Source organism: Mucilaginibacter sabulilitoris (genome assembly GCF_034262375.1).
Lineage (GTDB): Bacteria > Bacteroidota > Bacteroidia > Sphingobacteriales > Sphingobacteriaceae > Mucilaginibacter > Mucilaginibacter sabulilitoris.
On the sequence record NZ_CP139558.1, the window covers coordinates 694519 to 714188 of the forward strand.

Here is a 19670-nt window from a genome sequence, read left to right on the forward strand (position 1 = left end):
TTTTTTTGAACAGTTAATATAAGAACAATACTTTAAAAAAGCATAACTACCCGGTGATAAGATGTTTAGGATAGTTGCGTAAACAAAACAGGCCCGGGATGTCCCCGGGCCTGTTTTCAGTTTATGTCAGAAGTGTGATTATCTGTAAAAGCCAATCAAATCGACAGTAAATAATAATACTGAGTTAGCAGGTATTGAACCATTGGCGCGGCTGCCGTAGGCTAAGCCCGATGGGATGATCAATAAAATGGTACCGCCTGCCTTAACCAAAGGGATGCCTACTTTCCATCCTGTTATCAGGTTGCCGTTTAAGGCGCTTGTAAACGATGTTCCTTTGTCAAAGGTAGTGCCGTCAAGCAGTTTGCCTGTATAGTTTACCGTAACTGTTGAAGTGGATATTGGATTATCGCCGGCACCTGGTTTTATCAATTGATAATATATACCAGAGGGATCTTTGGTGGCATTAATTTCGGGATGTGCCTTAAGGTAGGTTTTGATAGTGGCATCATCGGTCGCGGCTTGTTTCACCGGGTCGACTTCTGAATCATTTTTGGAACAGGACGATAAAATTACAAGAGGAGCTAAAAATAAGAATAGAAGTTTTTTCATTTATTTATATGTGTAGTTAGAACACCATACGTGTTGATCTGATAAACGATACAGGCATAGTGATATTTTAAGGCGCTTTTATTTGAAGCTGAGCAGATCGATATCAAACAGCAGTACGGAATTGGGGGGGATGCTGCCTGCTTCGTTATTGGCATAACCCATGGCCGATGGGATAATAAGCAGTATGCGGCCTCCTGGCTTAACGTGGGGGATGCCAACTTGCCAGCCCGGGATTAGACCCGCCAGCGGGCTCGTAAAACCTTTGCCCGAATCAAATTCAGTACCGTTAAGCAGCTTGCCAGCGTAGTTTACCGTAACGGTTGATTCTGCTGTTGGATTTGCGCCTTTACCGGGATTAATAACCTGGTAATATAGGCCCGAGGTATCTTTAACAGCCTTGATGGACGGGTTGGCAGCCAGGTAAACCCTGATGGTGGAATCGTCAAGCCGGGCTTGTTTGGCAGCATCAAACGGTGCTCCATCGGTACATGAAGCCAGCGTTATGATGATAACGCCTAGTAGTAAAATATATCTTTTCATTTTTATAATGAGAAAAGCTCTCTTCAAATTTCCTACGGTTGAAAGAAATCAGGAGAGAGCTTTTGTTTATATGTTTATCGGTGAAGATTTAAACAGTTGTTTTGATCTTGAGCTCGGTCATTTGCGCATCTGCGATGGTTGATGGCGAATCGATCATCACATCGCGCCCTGAGTTGTTTTTCGGGAAAGCGATCACATCACGGATAGAATCAAGGCCTGCAAAAATAGATACTAAACGGTCAAACCCAAGGGCTAAGCCGCCGTGCGGAGGCGCGCCAAATTCAAAGGCATCCATTAAAAAGCCAAATTGCTTTTGTGCCTCTTCAGCCGAAAAGCCCAGGTGTTTAAACATCAGCGATTGCATGGCACGGTCGTGGATACGGATAGAGCCACCCCCAACTTCGGTACCGTTGATCACCAGGTCATAAGCGTTTGCTCGTACAGCTCCCGGATCGGTATCCAGCAGATCAATATCTTCTGGTTTTGGTGAGGTGAACGGGTGGTGCATGGCATGGTAACGGCTGGTTTCCTCGTCCCACTCCAGTAAAGGGAAATCAAGCACCCAAAGCGGCGCGAATTTGTTTTTATCGCGCAGGCCTAAACGGCTACCCATCTCTAAACGCAGCTCATTCAATTGTTTACGCACTTTATCGGCCTGGCCGGCAAGTACCAGCATCAGGTCACCTTTTTCGGCATTGAAAGCGGCTGCCCAGTTGGCCAGCTCATCTTCGCTGTAAAATTTATCAACAGATGATTTTAAGGTGCTATCCTCATTGTAACGGCAATAGATCATGCCGGTAACGCCAATTTGCGGGCGTTTTAACCATTCGGTCAATTCATCAATTTGTTTACGGGTGTAGCTGGCGCAGCCTTTGGCGTTAATACCTACTACCAGTTCGGCATTATCAAAAATACCAAAGCCTTTACCTTTTACAATATCATTCAGTTCCACAAACTCCATCCCGAAACGAACATCCGGTTTGTCGGAACCATATAAACGCATGGCATCGGCGTATTGCATACGCGGAAAATCGCCCAGATCAATACCTTTTACGGTGGTGAACAGGTGGCGGGTTAACCCTTCAAAAATATTCAGAATATCTTCCTGCGAAATGAACGATAGTTCGCAGTCAATCTGGGTAAATTCCGGCTGGCGGTCGGCACGCAAATCCTCATCCCTGAAGCATTTCACAATCTGGAAATAACGGTCAAAACCGCTTACCATCAGTAATTGCTTAAAGGTTTGCGGCGATTGCGGCAGGGCGTAAAATTCGCCCGGGTTCATGCGGCTTGGCACCACAAAGTCACGTGCGCCTTCCGGGGTTGATTTGATCAGTACCGGTGTTTCCACCTCAATAAAATCAAGCCCGTCTAAATATTTACGGATTTCCTGGGCCATTTTATGGCGCAGAACAAGGTTGTTACGTATAGGGGCGCGGCGCAGGTCAAGGTAACGATATTTTGCCCGCAGCTCTTCGCCGCCGTCGGTCTCGTCCTCAATTAAAAACGGCGGCAGCTTGGCCGCATTTAGTATTTCAATACCCTCAACAGCAATTTCAATTTCGCCGGTAGGTATTTTAAGATTTTTATTGGTGCGCTCAAGCACCTTGCCGCTAACTTTTATCACAAATTCACGACCCAGCTCACGGCTTGTATCGCGCAGTGCCGCATCGGTATCGGTATTAAATACCAATTGGGTTAAACCATAACGGTCGCGCACATCAATAAATGTGGTGCCGCCCAAATCGCGCGATTTTTGTACCCATCCGCACAAAGTAACCGATTGGCCTAAGTTGCTGAGATTTAATTCGCCGCAGGTATGAGTTCTAAGCATAATAATAGTTTAATAAAAGTTTGCAAAAGTAAGTTTTTGATTTCGGATTTCGGATGTTCGATTTCGAAATTTGAACTTTTGAAACAACTTTACGCAGATTTGGAGCGGTGACTTTACATCAATTATATGCTCATCACCATCCACAGTCCGAAATCGAACATCCGAAATCGCAAATAAACCCTATATTTGCACCATAATTCTCAAGGGGTGCCTTGCTTTGGGTTCAAAAACAAATGTTTTTACCAAAACTGAAAGACAGGCTGAGATCAAACCCATTGGAGTTGTAGTTCTGAGTATGGAGTTTTAAGTTTTGAGTACTATCTTTTTTTGATGCACTCGCAACTCATAACCGGTCACTCATAGTTCAATTCCATGCACCTGATCCGGGTAATGCCGGCGTAGGAAGAGGTAACAAGTTAAGTGTACTGTACATTCACCCTGATGGGCAGATGGTTTAACTATTTTTAGTTTATTCATTATTTTGAAATTTTTATTCGCGGCTATCACCGCCTTGTTGCTGCCTGTTTTGGCATCAGCACAACTTTCTATTACGGGCCAGGTCACCAACCAAATGGGTGAGGCCCTGCCCGGAGCAAGCATCAGCATTATTAACCCTGCCCGGAGCACGGTTGCCGACGCGGCGGGAAAATATGACTTTACCAATCTCAAAGCCGGTAATTACACCTTAAAGGTGAGCTATATCGGCTACCAACCAGCCACAAAAAACATTGTCTTAAAAACCAACGAGGTTGTTAACATTGCCCTGAATAATGGCACACTTACAGCCGAAGAGGTAACGGTAAGCTCCACAAGGGCAAGCAAAAACGCACCTACGGCTTATACCAACGTAAGTAAAAAGGATCTGGCCAAAAATAACTTCGGGCAAGATCTGCCGTATTTGCTTAACCAGACCCCGTCTGTAGTGGTTAGTTCAGATGCGGGGGCGGGCATTGGCTATACCGGTATCCGCATACGCGGATCGGACGCTACAAGGGTTAACGTTACAATCAATGGCATCCCGTATAATGATTCTGAGAGCCAGGGCAGTTATTTTGTCGATCTGCCGGATATCGCTTCGTCTATTGATAATATCCAGATCCAGCGCGGGGTGGGAACATCAACCAACGGAGCGGGGGCTTTCGGAGGCAGTATCAACATACAAACCACCACCCGCCGCGATACCGCCTATGCCGAAATTAATACATCGGCAGGGTCTTATGGTTCCATAAAAAATACGGTGAGCGCAGGTACGGGATTACTGGACGGTCATTTTAGTTTGGACGGCCGTTTGTCGCGCATCCATTCCAATGGTTATATCGACAGGGCTTCTTCAAACCTTAAATCGTTTTTCCTGAGCGGTGCCTGGTATGGCAAAAACAGTACGTTGAGGGCCAACGTGTTTTCGGGCTATGAAACTACTTACCAAGCCTGGAACGGTGTGCCCGATTATATGATAGGCGAAGGCAACCGCACTTACAATGAGCTGGGCTTAATGTCCGACGGTTCTTATTATAAAAATCAGGTTGATAACTACACGCAAAACCATTACCAATTGCTTTACGATCAAAAACTATCTGATAAGTTATCCTTTAGCGGCGCTTTACATTATACTAAAGGCAAGGGTTATTATGAAGAGTTCAGGCCGGGAGATAATGTGAGCGGCTATGGCCTTGCACCAGTTATTATTGGTGCCGATACCATTAATACTACTGATTTGGTACGCAGGCTTTGGCTCGATAACGATTTTTATGGTGTTACTTACGCGTTGAAATATCAGCCTCAAAATAACTTGAATTTAAACCTTGGCGGAGCTTATAACCAATACTCAGGCGCGCATTACGGTAATATTATTTATACCAAAGAGAGCGCAGGTATTGGTCCGGATTATGAGTACTATCGTGACAACGCCAAAAAGAAGGACTTTAATATTTTCGGCCGCGCAGAATGGCATTTGAGTAAATTTTTGCTGTATGCCGATGTGCAGTACCGCCATATCAGCTATTCCTTTTTCGGGATAGATAAAAACCTGAACAACGCGCAGCAAACTGCCGAACTTAACTTTTTTAACCCTAAGGCCGGTATCACCTACCAGTTTAATGAACATAGTAATGTGTACGCATCGTTCGCGGTGGGTAACCACGAGCCCAATCGTGATGACTATGTAGATTCGCCGCCGCAAAACAGGCCCAAGTCAGAAAACCTGAAGGATATTGAAGCCGGTTACCGTATCAGCAGTTCTGTTTTTACCGGGGGAATCAACGCTTTTTATATGCTCTACAAAAACCAGCTGGTATTAACCGGTTCATTGAACGATGTGGGCTCGCCGGTACGTACCAATGTAAAAGACAGCTACCGTGCCGGTGTTGAACTGGATGGCAAGGTGAAAATCACCAGCCAGCTTAACTGGGGTGTAACAGCTACTTTAAGCACCAATAAAATTAAAAACTACGAGCAGTTCTTTTCAAATTATGACGATGGTACGCTGGTTGGCGAAAAATTCGCGAAAACAGATATTGCCTTTTCGCCGTCATTCATCGGTTCAAGTGTAATCAGCTATAGCCCGGTAAAAGGCGGAGAGATAGCTTTTATCAGCAAATATATCAGCAAACAATATGTTGATAATACCATGAACCGTAATCCGGAGGGGTTTGACATAGCGCCCGAAAATGCCGCTAACCCTTATGCTGTTAACCGCTACCTGAAAGGTTATTTTGTGAGCGATGTGCGGCTGCGGTATAATTTTAGCGTAAAGTCGGTTAAGAATATCGGGCTTGGCTTGCAGGTAAATAATATCTTCAGCAAAAAGTATGAGGCTAACGGCGCTACCTACCCGGATATTGAAGGCGGGCACGTGGTAAATTATAACTACTTTTTCCCGCAGGCACCGCGCAATTTTATGGCATCGTTAAGTCTTAATTTTTAAAATGCACGAAGTTTTACGAATGAAAACGAATTTCACGAATTGAAGGTATAAACTACAGTTATGCATGATCTTGTATCACTTTTTATTGAACAAATAAAAGAAACCACCTGGGTGCAATGGCTTGCCGTTGCTTTGGGTGTTGCCGAGGTGTTGCTGGCCCGTGTTAATAATATCTGGCTGTACCCTACGGGCATTCTGGCCACTGCACTATCTATTTTACTGCTGATGGAAGTACAACTGTATGCGGAGTCGGCATTGAATGTTTATTATGTGGTAATGAGTGTTTACGGCTGGATACACTGGATTAAAAAACGCGATGCGCCATCGGTAAAAGTTACCTATTCCAACAAAAACGAGTGGATGATAAGCATGGCTATTTCGCTGGGCGGCTGGGCGGTATTGTATATTTTGCTTAGAAGCTTTACACCGTCAAATGTGCCGCTTTGGGATGCCTTTGTATCGGCAACAGCCTGGGCAGGCATGTGGCTGCTGGCCCGCCGAAAGGTAGAAAACTGGGTATTTTTAAATATATCCAACCTGTTTGCCGTACCGCTGTTGTTTTACAAAAAACTGCCCATGTTTGCTGTGCTAACCGTTTTTTTATTTGTGGTAGCCTGCTTTGGCTATTTTGACTGGAGGAGAAAAGCCGAAAAGGTTGTACGTTATACGTAATACGTGTTACGTAACATCCTATTTGCTAATCAAACATAAAACTTACAACGTATTACCTACAACGTGATAGATCATCCTTCACATAACCTCAAGCCCAGATGGGTAAAAACAATACGGGATGCTGCGCCTGCGGCCGAGAAGGCAGGAATGCTGCATTTTGACCAGTTAGCCTTGATCTATGAACAGGGATGGTTCAAATTCCTGGTGCCGAAAGTTTATGGTGGTTTGCAGTTGCCCTTGCCCCAAATGGTACGGTTGGAAGAAAGCCTGGCCTGGGCCAATGGCAGCCTGGGATGGGTGGTAACGCTCTGCAGCGGCGCCGGATGGTTCGGCGGTTTTTTATCGTCGGAGATAGCCCCGCAGCTTTTTGCAGATACCTATTTATGCCTGGCCGGCAGCGGCGCTGCTACCGGTACCGCAACCATTACTGATGGCGGTTACATCACTAATGGCAGCTGGAAATATGCCAGCGGTGTGCATCATGCCACGCACCTCACTGCAAATTGTATTGTTAAACGGGGCAAAGAAACTGTTTTGAATGCAGATGGAAGTCCGCTGATATTGCCTTTTATATTCGACCGGAAAGATGTAACCCTGATACCCGCCTGGAAGTTTATGGGTATGATGGGTACCGGCAGCGATGCATACGAGGTGAACAATCTTTTTGTAGAAAAGCACCGTTGCTTTAAAATTGACGCCGATAGTGCAGTGGTTAATGAGCCCTTGTATCAGTATCCGTTTTTGCAGCTGGCCGAGGCTACCCTTGCCGCCAATATATCGGGGCTGGCCGTTCATTTTACCGACCTGTGCGTCCCCATCTTCGACGAAAAAATAAAAGGCGATAAACTAAACCCAGCACAAAAAGAGATCATCAGCCAACTGCTGAAAACCTTAACCGACAAACTGAATGCCGTTCGCCGGGAGTTTTATATGGCCATTGATGCATCATGGCGGGGCAGTTTAACAGGTAGGGCAACACATTTGGAACAGGTAAGCGCAGTCAGTCGCCAGTTAGCCAAAACCGCCCGCGAATGTGTTGACGAATTATATCCATATTGCGGCTTACAGGCAGCCAATCCCGATACAGAAATAAACCAGGTATGGCGCGATCTGCATACCGCGGGCCAGCATTCTTTGCTGACGTTTAGCCCCCTCTAAATCTCCCCCAAAGGGGGAGACTTTCTAACATATTATTAAATTATAAAAGCTTTTTTGAAGTCCTCTCCTTAGGAGAGGTTCTTTTGTAACAATAGACTATAATTAACACAAAATTTTTATTGCTTTTTAATTGCATTGTTGATATTTGGCAACACCAAATCAATAAAAATGAAGTTTAAACACCTACTGCTTATTTCATTATCTGTTGTTACCGTTTCGATATCGGCACAAACAAAGAAGACTACATCTGCTCAAAGCTCCGCCGCTGCAAACACATTAGCCCGCCCTAAACTGGTTGTTGGTTTTGTGGTTGACCAAATGCGCTGGGACTATCTTTACCGTTATTATGATCGTTACCAAAGCGGGGGCTTTAAACGTTTATTAAATGATGGTTTCACCTGCGAAAACACCAATATTGACTATATACCAACTGTAACCGCAGCCGGGCACACTTGTGTGTACACTGGTTCGGTACCTGCTATACATGGTATTGCCGGTAATGATTTTATCATTCAGGTTACGGGAAAATCAATGTATTGTACCGACGATAGCACCGTAAGGGCGGTGGGCAGTACTTCAAAAGCAGGACAAATGTCGCCTCGTAATTTGCTGGTAACCACCGTTACTGATGAGCTGAGGCTGGCTACTAATTTCCGTTCAAAAGTTATTGGCATAGCACTTAAAGACAGGGGCGGCATTTTGCCTGCCGGTCATACTGCTAATGCTGCTTATTGGTTTGATGATGCCAACGGCGCCTGGATAAGCAGCACTTATTACATGACCGACCTGCCTGCCTGGGTTAAAAAATTCAACGATCAGAAACTGCCCGAAAAATACCTGAAACAGGATTGGAATACGCTTTACCCTGTCAACACCTATGTACAAAGCGCACCCGATAACAGCGCCCGTTACGAGGGTAAATTCCCGGGTACAGAAGCACCTACTTTCCCCATCAAAACGTCTGAACTTTATAAAGGCCGTATGGGCATGATCCGCTCTACACCTTATGGTAACACCTTAACGCTTGACCTGGCCCGTGCCGCGGTGGAAGGAGAAAATCTGGGTAAAAACACCGTGACCGACTTTTTAGCCGTAAGCCTTTCATCTACAGATTATGTTGGTCACCAGTTTGGTCCGAATTCTGTTGAGGCAGAAGATACCTATTTAAGACTTGATAAGGACCTGGCCGCTTTCCTGAGCTACCTGGATGCCACCGTTGGTAAAGGTAACTATTCGGTTTTTTTAACTGCCGATCATGGCGCCGCGCATAACACCAACTTCCTGAAAGATCATAACGTACCTGCCGGTACCTGGAGCGATTCGGAAACTCAAACTAACTTAAATAAGCTACTGGAAGATAAATACAAGGTGAAAAACCTGGCTATCAGTATGGATAACTACCAGGTAAACCTTAACAATGCCGCCATTAAAAAAGAGGGACTTAACGAAGAAGCCATTAAGCTGGATGCTATTCAGTACCTGCAAACCCAGCCTGCAATAGCTTTCGCAGTTGATATGCAGAAGGCACAAACCGCCAACCTGCCCGAAGAGCTGCGCAGCCGTATCATAAACGGATACAATGTAGAGCACAGCGGCGTAATACAAATTATTTTAAAACCCGGATGGTTTTCTGGTCATGGTGCTACCGGTACTACCCACGGCACCTGGAACCCTTATGATACCCACATTCCGTTGGTATTTATGGGATGGGGCATTAAACATGGCAGCCTTACCCGCCAAACGCACATGACCGATATTGCACCAACCGTTGCGTCGTTATTGCACATACAGGCGCCTAACGGCAATATTGGCAAAACCATCAGCGAGGCATTGGTTCAGGAAAAACATTAAGAAAGTTGAGCAATCAATAAAGGCCGGAAAGTCCGAAAGAGAAGCACATACCAGGCAAAAACTTTCGGACTTTCTGGTTTTCAGGCTAAACAGAACATGAAAAAATACGTTTCCAAATTTCATTACTTAACGCAGGACCTTCCCGGGCAAAGCCACGTTCAGCAAGTGCAAACAGCCTGCGGCGCGGGAGCCAACTGGGTGCAATACCGCTGCATGACCAAGCCCGAAGACGAGCTGATTGATGAAATAAACGAAATAGCCGAGATCTGCGATGAGTGGGGCGCCACACTCATCATCACCAACCACTATGACTTACTCCATCGTGTGGACGCGCAGGGGGTACATATTGAAGATTTCGACGCCGATTTTGTAACCATCCGCAAAGCCATTGGCGAGGATAAAACCCTGGGCGCATCAGCCACTAATCCCGACGACCTGCTCAAGACACAAGCCCTCGGCGTGGTTGATTATTGCGGATACGGCCCTTTTGCCCATACGGATACCAAACCAAATGATTATACGCTGCTTGGGTTTGAGGGATATCGCAAATTGGAAAAATTGCCTGTTGATATACCGGTAATCGCCGTAGGCGGAATACAGTTGCAGGATGTGGAGCATTTGCTGCAAACAGGCGTTTACGGAATAGCAGTATCAGGTGCGGTTAATTTATCGGCCGACCCGGCAGGGATGCTGAAGGAGTTTTACAGGAAAATATATTAAGCAGATGCTATCGCCATATCAAAATGCGGTTAAATATCTAAATGAATTATTCCACTTGCCCGCTTCAGGACAAGAGCAGGATTGGGATATTGAAATGGCAGACCCAAAAAGGCTGAAGGAGTTCACAGATGCTTTTGAAATAAATATGCCGTTAGCTGTAAAGCAAGCGCTCTTGTCGTTAATATTGGCTTCTTATGATGATTTTCTGAAGAGTGATAAGGATTTGGATAACCATCAATGGAATAAAATAAAATCGATCATTGAGGCCGAGCCTCATCATTATGAACAATTGTTGATCTATTGGGCAATGGAAGGTAACGATAATGCGGTAGATATGTTTGATATCACACCACGCATCAGGAGTTATCTGAACGATATTTAATGCGAGCTCTCCTCGTTTTCATCTATTATTCATTTATTCTCCCTACATTTATCTGATGTCTTCTCACCATATTGTACGCGAAAAGCAGGAGCCGGCTTTGCTGGTGCTGGGGATGGATAATTTTTCGGAGGAGTTACTGGGCCAATTGCTGGAGTGGAGCCCTACGGTGATCACTACCCCGCATACTGCCGAAAAGCTTGATTCTTTTGGTATTAAGATAGATTGGGTAATTACCAACAAAGAGGAAGCGGTTTCGCAGTCGGATGTTAAACTGTTGCCTGCCGGCGATGACACAATGACAGCAGCAGCGTTAAAATATCTGATAGCCAACCATTACCCGGCAGTAAACGTAGTAACAGATGAGTTACAGCCGGACGATTTTATGCTTTATGCCGATAAAATTAACCTGGTTGTATTTTACCATCACCAGAAAATTTACGCGGTAAATTCAGGTTTCAGCAAGTGGAAACCTGCAGGAGAGACGATAAAGCTGTTATTTACACCTGTCGGACTAAATTACACAGGCATGGAACAAACCGGAGCAGGCGAGTACAAAACCACTAACGACGGTTTTTTTACCCTGCAGTTTAATCAGCCGTTTGTTTTGATTGCCGAAGAAGTTGACTAAGCTTTGAATTAGTAATAAACAAGCTGTTTTACAACTAAAAATTTTATTGGTGTGCTTTTTGTTAAAAATAATTAAATACGCGTTAAACCGTTTAAACATTTATTAGTCTATATATTTATATCAGCAAAAAATACCTTGCTGATCTGTTAAAAATCTTTCATCATGAAACGGACATATAAAAATTTATTTTCACTCGCTTTAGGTACTCTGATGAGTTTGTCTTTAGCTTTTACTGCTACCGCACAGCATAGAGGTGGTGGCGGAGGCGGCGGTGGTGGCGGCGCAAGGTCATCCGGTGGTGGTGGCGGCGGCGGCGGTGGCGCTGTAAGGTCATCTGGTGGTAGTTTTTCAAGGCCATCAAGTCCTTCTCCTTCTTCATATTCACGCCCATCTTTCGGAAGTGGTACCCGTTCTGCTGTAGCTGCTCCGCAGCGTACTTATGGCAGCGGTACCCGCAGTAATGTAACCGCAGCACCACAACGTACCTATGGTACCGGAAGCCGCAGCAATATAGCTGTAGCACCTAATGGCAACCGTGTTGCAACCGGAAGCGGAACACGTGCTTACGGATACGGATCACGTGGTTATGCCAGTGTTGACAGGCGTGCCTACAATGGTGGCCGTGGTACTTATTACAGAGGTGCAAACGGATATGGAAATCGTGTTTACAACCGTAACAGCTATCGTTATGGTGGACGCGGCGGTTACTTTGGCAACCACTACTGGTATCCGTATCGTAACTACTATAATTCATATTATTATCCAAGGCTTGGCTTTAGCATAGGATTTTTACCTTACGGGTATTATCCATTTTACTGGGGCGATTATCAGTACTTCTACAGCGATGGTTTATACTATCGTCAGTATAATGACCAATACACTGTGGTTGAACCGCCAATTGGCGCTGAGATCAAACAATTGCCATCAGATGCGCAATCTATCATGATCAACGGTGAGCAATATTATGAATCAAATGGTGTTTACTACCAGCCAATCACCAAAGATGATGGTACATCAACCTATGTTATTGCAGGTAAAGATGGCGAGTTAAATACCGACCAGGGAGATGGTGGATATGACCAGGCCCCTCAAATAGGCGACGTAGTTGGCCAGCTACCCCAGGATAGCCGTAAAATAAAAATCAACGGAGAAAAGCTTTACATATCTCCCGATGGTTATTATTATCAGGAAACTACTGACAACAATGGTAACAAAGCCTACAAAATTGTTGGCACTCCATCTGATGACGAACAAGGTAATCAGCAGGATCAGGACCAGCAATAAAATATAAATTATTCTGATAAAAAACAGGCTGCTTCTGGACAGAGGCAGCCTGTTTTGTTATGAAATTTTTTAACCTATAATTTAAATGTTAAAAAAGTATTCATGCCGGTAAGGGTAAATAACTAATTTTACGGCCGTACTGTTTAATTGATACGATGAAATATATAGCCGGTTCGTTTTTTGCCCTACTACTGCATATATCATTCAGCACCATTGCGGCAACCCCAAAGGAAACACTTAAATTGTATAAGGCCAATAACGCATATATACAATATGTTGGCCGGATTGACTTTTCAAACCCGCTAAAACCCCGCATGTGGTCGCCGGGGGTATATATAAAAGCCCGTTTTATCGGTAAAAAATGTGAGTTGCTTATTAATGATGAGGTACTGGACGGCAAAAACCATAATTACCTGGAGATAGCGATTGATAATAACGCACCCTACCGCATGCAAACTACGGGTAAAACCAATGTGATCACGGTAGGCGAGGGGCTTTCAGATGGAGAGCATACCATTCTTATTTGTAAGGATACCGAGTCGCAGATAGGCTATATTGATTTTGCAGGTATAAAATGTCAGAAACTTCTACCACCACCCGAGCAACCCACACGGAAGATTGAATACATTGGCGATTCTATTACAAGTGGCCTCGGAATGGATCAGTCAGTTACCCCTTGTGGTAAAGGGGAGTGGTATGATCAGCATAATGCTTATATGGCCTACGGAGCGCGTACTTCGCGCAACGTAAACGCCCAATGGCAGCTTACTTCGGTATCGGGTATTGGGATGGTGCACAGTTGCTGTAATATGGATATAACCATGCCCGACGTATTTGATAAGGTTTACCTGCACCATGACTCACTAACCTGGGATTTTAAGCGGTACCAGCCCGATGTAGTTACCATATGTCTTGGCCAGAATGATGGGATGCAGGATTCTGTATTATACCGTACCGTTTATAGTCGGTTTATTAAAACAGTTCGCCAAAAATACCCGGATGCTGATATTGTTTGCTTAAGCAGCCCCATGGCCGATGAAAGTCTGAACGCCGGCCTGCAGCGCCTGCTTACAGCAATTACTACCGATGCCAATGCCAAGGGCGATAAAAAAGTATATAAATATTTTTTCTCCCGCAGGTATTTTCAGGGTTGCGGTAGCCATCCCGATATGAAAGAACATGAGTTTATAGCCGATGAACTCACAACCTACCTGAAACAACTCAAAGGCTGGTAGCGGTATGTTTAATTAAAGAAAACATTTTTAAGCAGAGTGGTATTATTATTAAGTATTACTTAAGTAAGCCACCATGGAAAATCATAATCACCAGCAATTAATTGAGAAATTACTGAATTGCGTATCAGCCTGCGAACACTGTGCAACCGCCTGCCTGCACGAAGATGATGTACAAATGATGACCCGCTGCATCAGTTTGGACAGGGATTGTGCCGATATATGCGCTCAGGCAACCCGCCTGCTTCAGCGCGATTCGGAAATAGGGCATCAGTATTTATTGCTGTGCGAAGAAATTTGCAGGCTTTGCGCCGAGGAATGCGGAAAGCACCAGCACGACCATTGCCAGCAATGTGCCGAAGCCTGCCGTGTATGCGCCGATGCCTGCCACCAGCATCACCAGCCCATTACACAGGGTTGATAGCAACAGGCCTGTCAGTCTGAGCTTGTCGAAGACTCGCGCGCAGAGGCCCGCCCACCATGCTTCGACGGAGCTCAGCATGACAACCGGTATTGCGAAATGCTTATCGAAGAAGATCCTTTGCTATCGCTCACGGTGACAAACTTTTATTGGCAATAATATGAACTAAGCTCAGTTACTCATAACTATGCCGCTCAAAATCATAGTCAGATTGCGAGGTGATGATTTTCTTTCGCCGTTCAATATCAGTACCTACAGAGTGGTCATAAATATTATCAGTAACGGCAATGTCGCGCTCCTTATCACGTTCGGCAAAATGGATGTTGGCTTCTGATATTCTGGATATGGCCACATCATATGGCCCCTTGGGCGACATCAGCTTTACAAACACCGGCAAGCACTCAAATAATATAAACAGGTAGCCGATAAAGGAAATAGCCAGATAAGTATCCAGATCGCGCGAGCCATTTTCATTATAGGTTAGCTGCCCCAGCGCCCAGTTACGGTCGCTAAAACCGGCTATGTTGGTTAAACTATCCAGCTGATGTTCCGAAAATAAACGGGTGCTGTTAAGCCCCTCGTAATCCTTTCGGGCGGCGAGGTAACTATCCATCTGTCCTAAATTCTGGGTCACCTCCTTAAGCCGGTTCTCCTTCTCTTCCAGTACCGACTGCTTTTGCTTGGCATAGGTGCCATAGCCGGTAATACCCGAGGTCTGGTTGGTTTTATCGCCAAAAACTTCCTGGTTAAGCTGGTAGCGCGAACGGTTGATGTCACGTTCCAGCGAGTCTTTTTCTTGTTTCAGGTCGTTATTTTTGCCCATCTCCATCGCGTATTTTTGCTGATAGGTTCTTTCGAGCGTATCAATTTTGCGGTGCTGCCCTTTCAGGTAGGCGGTTTTAAGTTTCTGGCGTATCTCCTTATCAAATATCTTAAGTTCAAGCGGGCGCGAAATAACTACCCCAATCATAATAGCCAGTAAAATACGCGGCGATGCCTGCAATATTTGCTGATTAGTGGTACCATCTTTATTAATGCTTGATACAATGTACCTGTCCATGTTAAAAATGGCAGTACCCCAAAGTATACCAAATAAAATGGCAAACCCTACTGCAAACGCGTCGCCGTTAAAAACAAAATACATGGCATAGCCGCCGGAGAGCGAGGCAAACAGCGCCGTAAAAAATATGGTAGCGCCAATGCCTACATATTTATTATGCTCAATAGGATATTTCTTTAGGGTATCAATATGCGCTCCTGAACAAAACCAGAAAAAGCGTGTAACTTTTTTCATCTATATGATTTTTTTTTAGTGATGATAAGTGTTATAATAGTGTAAAGGTTTTAGCTCATCATCGTTATATTTACCACACCAATTGCATCAAAACACAAATATTGTGCAATATTATACATAAAACGCACTTAAGCATTGATTGTTACAAAAATCGGGCTTAATTATTTGATGTGGAAAAAAAGCTACCTTTGAATTATAATTTTATTAACATGAACGAGATAACCGTACAGGAACTAAAAGAAAAACTGGATAAAGGCGAAGATTTTCAGCTGATTGACGTTAGGGAAGATTTTGAGTATGAAACATCTAATCTGGGCGGTCAGTTAATACCGCTTGGCGGCATTTTAATTGAAGCCGATAAAATAAGTAAAGATAAACCTGTAGTAGTAATGTGCCGCAGCGGTAAACGCAGTGCAGCAGCCATTATGCAGCTGCAGCAATTAGGCTATACTAACCTTAGCAACCTGCAGGGTGGTATCCTGGCCTGGGCTGCCGAAGTTGATCCCACACTTAATGTATATTAATTATGGGTTTTAAGTTAGTGCTCAATGTGTTGTATACTATAGGTATAGTATTATGCCTTTTTGTTGCATACAGGGCCGGTGAAGCAAAAAACTTCACTGTGGTGGGTATTGCCGCATTGGTTGCAGCCATTGTTATTATATTAAAAATAAGACTGTTAAAAGACGTAAGGAACTCGCAGAAAAAGCTGTAACTTCATTACATGTTTATAGCAATTTTAGGGGTTATTATACTCGTTGTGGGTATAGTTCTCAAACGTTCACCCGAGCCTGTGGGGCGCCTTAGCGGTATTGTAAGTACCGTTGGTATAGTAGTAGCGGTTATTGGCCTGTTACTATCCATGTTTAAAGTTATTGATCCGGGTAAGGTTGGTGTGCAAACCCTTTTTGGCAAGGTACAGGACAATGTACTCGAAAGCGGTTTGCACATCATTAATCCACTGGTTGATATTACTACGTTTGATATTCAAACGCAAACCTACACCATGAGCGCCGTTAACAACGAAGGGCAAAAGGAGGGCGATGATGCCATCCGGGTACTTTCGAGCGATGGGCTGGAAGTTACCATTGATCTTTCGGTATTGTATAAGGTAAGTGCCGATAGGGCCCCCTACATTCTGCAAAACATTGGCGAAGCCTATATTGATAAGATTGTTCGCCCGGTATCGCGCACCGCCATACGCGACAACGCGGTTAATTATGCCGCTGTTGATCTTTACTCTACCAAACGCCAGGAATTTCAGGATAAAATAAACCGCTACATCACCGCAAACTTTGCCAAACGGGGGCTTGAACTGCAGCAGATCCTGGTGCGCAACATTACCCTGCCGGCCTCGGTAAGGGCCAGCATCGAATCAAAAATAAACGCCGAACAGGATGCCCAGAAAATGCAGTTTGTGCTGCAAAAGGAACGCCAGGAAGCCGAACGTAAACGGGTCGAGGCCCAGGGTATAGCCGATTACCAGAAGATCATTTCTACCGGTTTGTCAGACAAACAACTGCAATATGAAACCATTAAGGCCCAAAAGGAAATAGCCCTTTCGCCCAATGCCAAAGTGATCATTTTGGGTAACAGCAAAGGGATGCCCATTATGCTGAGTGATAAGTAAGGGAGACTCACCCCGACATTACTGCGCTTGTCGGCCCTCTCTACGGCTTCGCCACAAAGAGGGCAGGAGGCTTTATATTTTATCCAGATATCAAGACTCTTTTTTAAGTTAGATTTTCGCTACCCTCTTTGCGTCGAAGGCGTAGAGGGTGGTCCAGCGAAGCGCAGACCGGGTGAGTCGGCCTGTTGTTTGCAAAAAACGGGTGTCATGGTGAGCTTGTCGAACCATGGGGCAAGAGTCTTCGCGCACGATCCTTCGACGGAGCTCAGGATGACAGGCCACTTTTACCATAGCTACTATAATCAGTCCGCGATATGACATTTTCAAAACGTCAGGTACTGCGATTTTATAATATCTTTATCGCACAATGAAACTATCAGTATCAGACCACAACACCGGCGGCGATCTGTTGCTGCACAATAGTGAAACACAGTTTGATCGCCTGTTTTACACACGCGACCTTGACCATAAATATTTTACCATAGCCTGGAACCGTGGCGAAAAACAAACCGTTACCATTGACAGCTACGCCTATGATTTTATGCCTAATACCATATTGCCACTCATGTATAACCAGTCGTTTTATTTTGAGCACTCGGCAGATATTGTAGCCTGGCAGTTTAATCGCGAGTTTTATTGTATTGTGGACCACGATACCGAGGTAAGCTGCGTAGGCTTTTTATTCGGTATGAATGATAATATATTCATTGATCTGGATGGAGAAACCCAAAGAAAACTGCAGATACTGCTGGATATATTTATTGAGGAACTAAAAACCAACGACGATATTCAGAACGGCATGCTGGTGATGCTGCTGAAACGCCTTATTACCATGATTACCAAACTGGCCCGGACAGGAACGTTTCCGGACGTAAAACTGAATGACGACAGGTTCCACATTCTGCGTAAATTCAACTTACTGGTCGAAATGAATTTTCATACCCAGCATAGCGTAAGCTACTACGCTGGTAGGCTCAACAAATCCCCAAAAACATTATCAAATCTTTTTGCACTCTATAACTACAAAACACCTATCCAGGTTATCCAGGAACGCATACTGATGGAGGCCAAACGCCTGTTGTTTTATACCGATAAGCCGGCCAAGCAAATTACCTACGAATTGGGCTTTGATGATGCAGCTTATTTCAGCAACTTTTTCAAAAAACATACCGCTTTATCGCCATCTGAGTTCAGGAATAATAAGAAAATGGTTGCCGAAGGGAAATAATTACAAGTGGTCGGGAAGTTTACTCATTCCGCAGCTCCGATAGTTGCTGCACCTTTGTATCGTTGATCACGACAAAAAACTCAACATACAAAAGCAATGAAAACTTCATCATTAAAAAACAAATTAAAAGCAGGTATAGCTGCATCAGCAATTATCTTATCAGCCATCATCGGTTCAGCTCCTAAAGCTGAAGCGCAAACCCCGGTAAAAAACATAGTATTGGTACACGGCGCCTTTGCCGATGGCTCTGGCTTTAAAGGCATATACAACATACTTACCAAAAAGGGATACAATGTTACCGTTGTTCAAAATCCACTAACATCACTTAAAGACGATGTTGACGCTACCAACCGCACTATCGACAAACAAGACGGTCCGGTAATATTGGTTGGCCACTCATGGGGTGGTACTGTAATTACCGAAGCCGGCAATAACCCAAAAGTAGTTGGCCTGGTTTATATAGCCGCTTTCGCTCCTGATAATGGCGAAACAACTTTGAAATTGGTTCAGTCGTTACCGGCAGCACCCGAAAATGGGATCCTTGCTCCGGATGATAAAGGCTTTGTTTATTTCAGTAAAGAAAAATTCCACGCCGGTTTTGCCGCCGACCTGAGCAAAGAAGAGGCCGACTTTATGTATGCTTCACAAGGTCCTATCGCCGCACAAGGTTTCGTAGCTCCAATTACCCAGGCTGCCTGGAAAACCAAACCCAGCTATGCCATAGTTGCCACCGAAGATAAAGCCATTAACCCCGACATTGAACGCAACATGTACAAACGTGCCGGCTCAAAAGTAACCGAAATAAAAAGCAGCCACGTAGTGTTCATCTCACATCCTGATGCAGTTGCTAAAGTGATTATAGATGCAGTCAATAATGTATCTGCTATAAAATAAATTATATCGATATCTGTTAAAAAGGTCCGGAAACCTGATTGTTTCGGGACCTTTTTCGTTTAAAAACCTTTGTTGTTGCTAAATACATGAAGCTAATCATCCCCGCGTATTATTACGAAGGACGAAGCAATCCTTACTTCTCCTTGTCATCTCGACGGTACGAGGAGAGATCTTATACATGCGGCATATGATTCGTATAAGATTTCTCCCTCCGGTCGATGACAATTTCATAAGGGGTGTCATGCTGAGCGCCGTCGAAGCATGGTGGGTGGGCCTTTGCGCCCGACCCTTCGACAAGGGTGACAAGCCACCACTTCAGAATGTTGTGTTTGCACCTGTTGGGTTGCGTTCGAGACTGTTCGCCTCTGTT

The 19670-nt window shown here is 44.6% G+C and carries 19 protein-coding genes; 15 read left to right on the forward strand and 4 right to left on the reverse strand.

From position 1 onward, the window contains the following. Positions 1-138: 138 nt before the first annotated feature. From SNE25_RS03095 to aspS, 3 genes are all read right to left on the reverse strand, one after another. Complete coding sequence (locus tag SNE25_RS03095) at positions 139-609, reverse strand: FKBP-type peptidyl-prolyl cis-trans isomerase (protein WP_321563626.1); 471 nt, start codon at positions 607-609, stop codon at positions 139-141. Positions 610-687: 78 nt separating this feature from the next. Then, a complete protein-coding gene (locus tag SNE25_RS03100; protein ID WP_321563627.1) occupies positions 688-1149 on the reverse strand; it encodes an FKBP-type peptidyl-prolyl cis-trans isomerase in 462 nt (153 codons plus the stop codon). 88 nt (positions 1150-1237) lie between these two features. Continuing rightward, a complete protein-coding gene (aspS, locus tag SNE25_RS03105; RefSeq protein WP_321563628.1) occupies positions 1238-2983 on the reverse strand; it encodes an aspartate--tRNA ligase in 1746 nt (581 codons plus the stop codon). Between the two features lie 481 nt (positions 2984-3464). Between aspS and SNE25_RS03110 the strand changes: the two genes are divergently transcribed. The 10 genes from SNE25_RS03110 to SNE25_RS03155 all read left to right on the forward strand — a co-directional run bounded on the left by SNE25_RS03110 (position 3465) and on the right by SNE25_RS03155 (position 14254). Beyond that, positions 3465-5906 (forward strand): TonB-dependent receptor, encoded by a 2442-nt coding sequence (locus SNE25_RS03110; protein ID WP_321563629.1) that lies wholly within the window; start codon positions 3465-3467, stop codon positions 5904-5906. A gap of 60 nt (positions 5907-5966) precedes the next feature. Further along, positions 5967-6578, forward strand: coding sequence for a nicotinamide riboside transporter PnuC (gene pnuC, locus SNE25_RS03115; protein WP_321563630.1), 612 nt, complete (start codon positions 5967-5969; stop codon positions 6576-6578). 63 nt (positions 6579-6641) lie between these two features. Then, positions 6642-7736: an acyl-CoA dehydrogenase family protein gene (locus SNE25_RS03120; protein WP_321563631.1), complete on the forward strand. Its 1095-nt coding sequence runs from the start codon at positions 6642-6644 to the stop codon at positions 7734-7736. Between the two features lie 168 nt (positions 7737-7904). Next, entirely contained in the window at positions 7905-9587 is a 1683-nt protein-coding gene (pafA, locus tag SNE25_RS03125; protein ID WP_321563632.1) for an alkaline phosphatase PafA, read from the forward strand. 96 nt (positions 9588-9683) lie between these two features. Continuing rightward, positions 9684-10307: a thiamine phosphate synthase gene (locus SNE25_RS03130; RefSeq protein WP_321563633.1), complete on the forward strand. Its 624-nt coding sequence runs from the start codon at positions 9684-9686 to the stop codon at positions 10305-10307. Between the two features lie 4 nt (positions 10308-10311). Further along, a complete protein-coding gene (locus SNE25_RS03135; protein ID WP_321563634.1) occupies positions 10312-10689 on the forward strand; it encodes a hypothetical protein in 378 nt (125 codons plus the stop codon). A 55-nt stretch (positions 10690-10744) separates the two neighbouring features. Further along, positions 10745-11317: a thiamine pyrophosphokinase gene (locus tag SNE25_RS03140; RefSeq protein WP_321563635.1), complete on the forward strand. Its 573-nt coding sequence runs from the start codon at positions 10745-10747 to the stop codon at positions 11315-11317. A 162-nt stretch (positions 11318-11479) separates the two neighbouring features. Further along, positions 11480-12601 carry a DUF6515 family protein gene (locus SNE25_RS03145; RefSeq protein WP_321563636.1) on the forward strand — a complete coding sequence of 374 codons (1122 nt, stop codon included), beginning with the start codon at positions 11480-11482 and terminating at the stop codon, positions 12599-12601. Between the two features lie 155 nt (positions 12602-12756). Next, positions 12757-13836 carry a GDSL-type esterase/lipase family protein gene (locus SNE25_RS03150; protein WP_321563637.1) on the forward strand — a complete coding sequence of 360 codons (1080 nt, stop codon included), beginning with the start codon at positions 12757-12759 and terminating at the stop codon, positions 13834-13836. Between the two features lie 73 nt (positions 13837-13909). After that, complete coding sequence (locus tag SNE25_RS03155; RefSeq protein ID WP_321563638.1) at positions 13910-14254, forward strand: four-helix bundle copper-binding protein; 345 nt, start codon at positions 13910-13912, stop codon at positions 14252-14254. Positions 14255-14429: 175 nt separating this feature from the next. Here SNE25_RS03155 and SNE25_RS03160 read toward each other — a convergent pair whose 3' ends face one another. Beyond that, positions 14430-15548, reverse strand: coding sequence for a DUF4407 domain-containing protein (locus tag SNE25_RS03160; RefSeq protein WP_321563639.1), 1119 nt, complete (start codon positions 15546-15548; stop codon positions 14430-14432). 209 nt (positions 15549-15757) lie between these two features. Here SNE25_RS03160 and SNE25_RS03165 point away from each other — a divergent pair, with 209 nt between their 5' ends. The 5 genes from SNE25_RS03165 to SNE25_RS03185 all read left to right on the forward strand — a co-directional run bounded on the left by SNE25_RS03165 (position 15758) and on the right by SNE25_RS03185 (position 19300). Next, positions 15758-16072: a rhodanese-like domain-containing protein gene (locus SNE25_RS03165; RefSeq protein WP_321563640.1), complete on the forward strand. Its 315-nt coding sequence runs from the start codon at positions 15758-15760 to the stop codon at positions 16070-16072. Between the two features lie 2 nt (positions 16073-16074). Further along, a complete protein-coding gene (locus tag SNE25_RS03170) occupies positions 16075-16263 on the forward strand; it encodes a DUF6358 family protein (protein WP_321563641.1) in 189 nt (62 codons plus the stop codon). A gap of 9 nt (positions 16264-16272) precedes the next feature. Continuing rightward, on the forward strand, positions 16273-17178 hold the full coding sequence (locus tag SNE25_RS03175; protein ID WP_321563642.1) for a prohibitin family protein: 906 nt from the start codon (positions 16273-16275) through the stop codon (positions 17176-17178). A 367-nt stretch (positions 17179-17545) separates the two neighbouring features. Continuing rightward, on the forward strand, positions 17546-18406 hold the full coding sequence (locus SNE25_RS03180; RefSeq protein ID WP_321563643.1) for a helix-turn-helix domain-containing protein: 861 nt from the start codon (positions 17546-17548) through the stop codon (positions 18404-18406). 96 nt (positions 18407-18502) lie between these two features. Continuing rightward, positions 18503-19300 (forward strand): alpha/beta hydrolase, encoded by a 798-nt coding sequence (locus SNE25_RS03185; RefSeq protein WP_321563644.1) that lies wholly within the window; start codon positions 18503-18505, stop codon positions 19298-19300. The last annotated feature ends 370 nt before the right edge of the window (positions 19301-19670 follow it).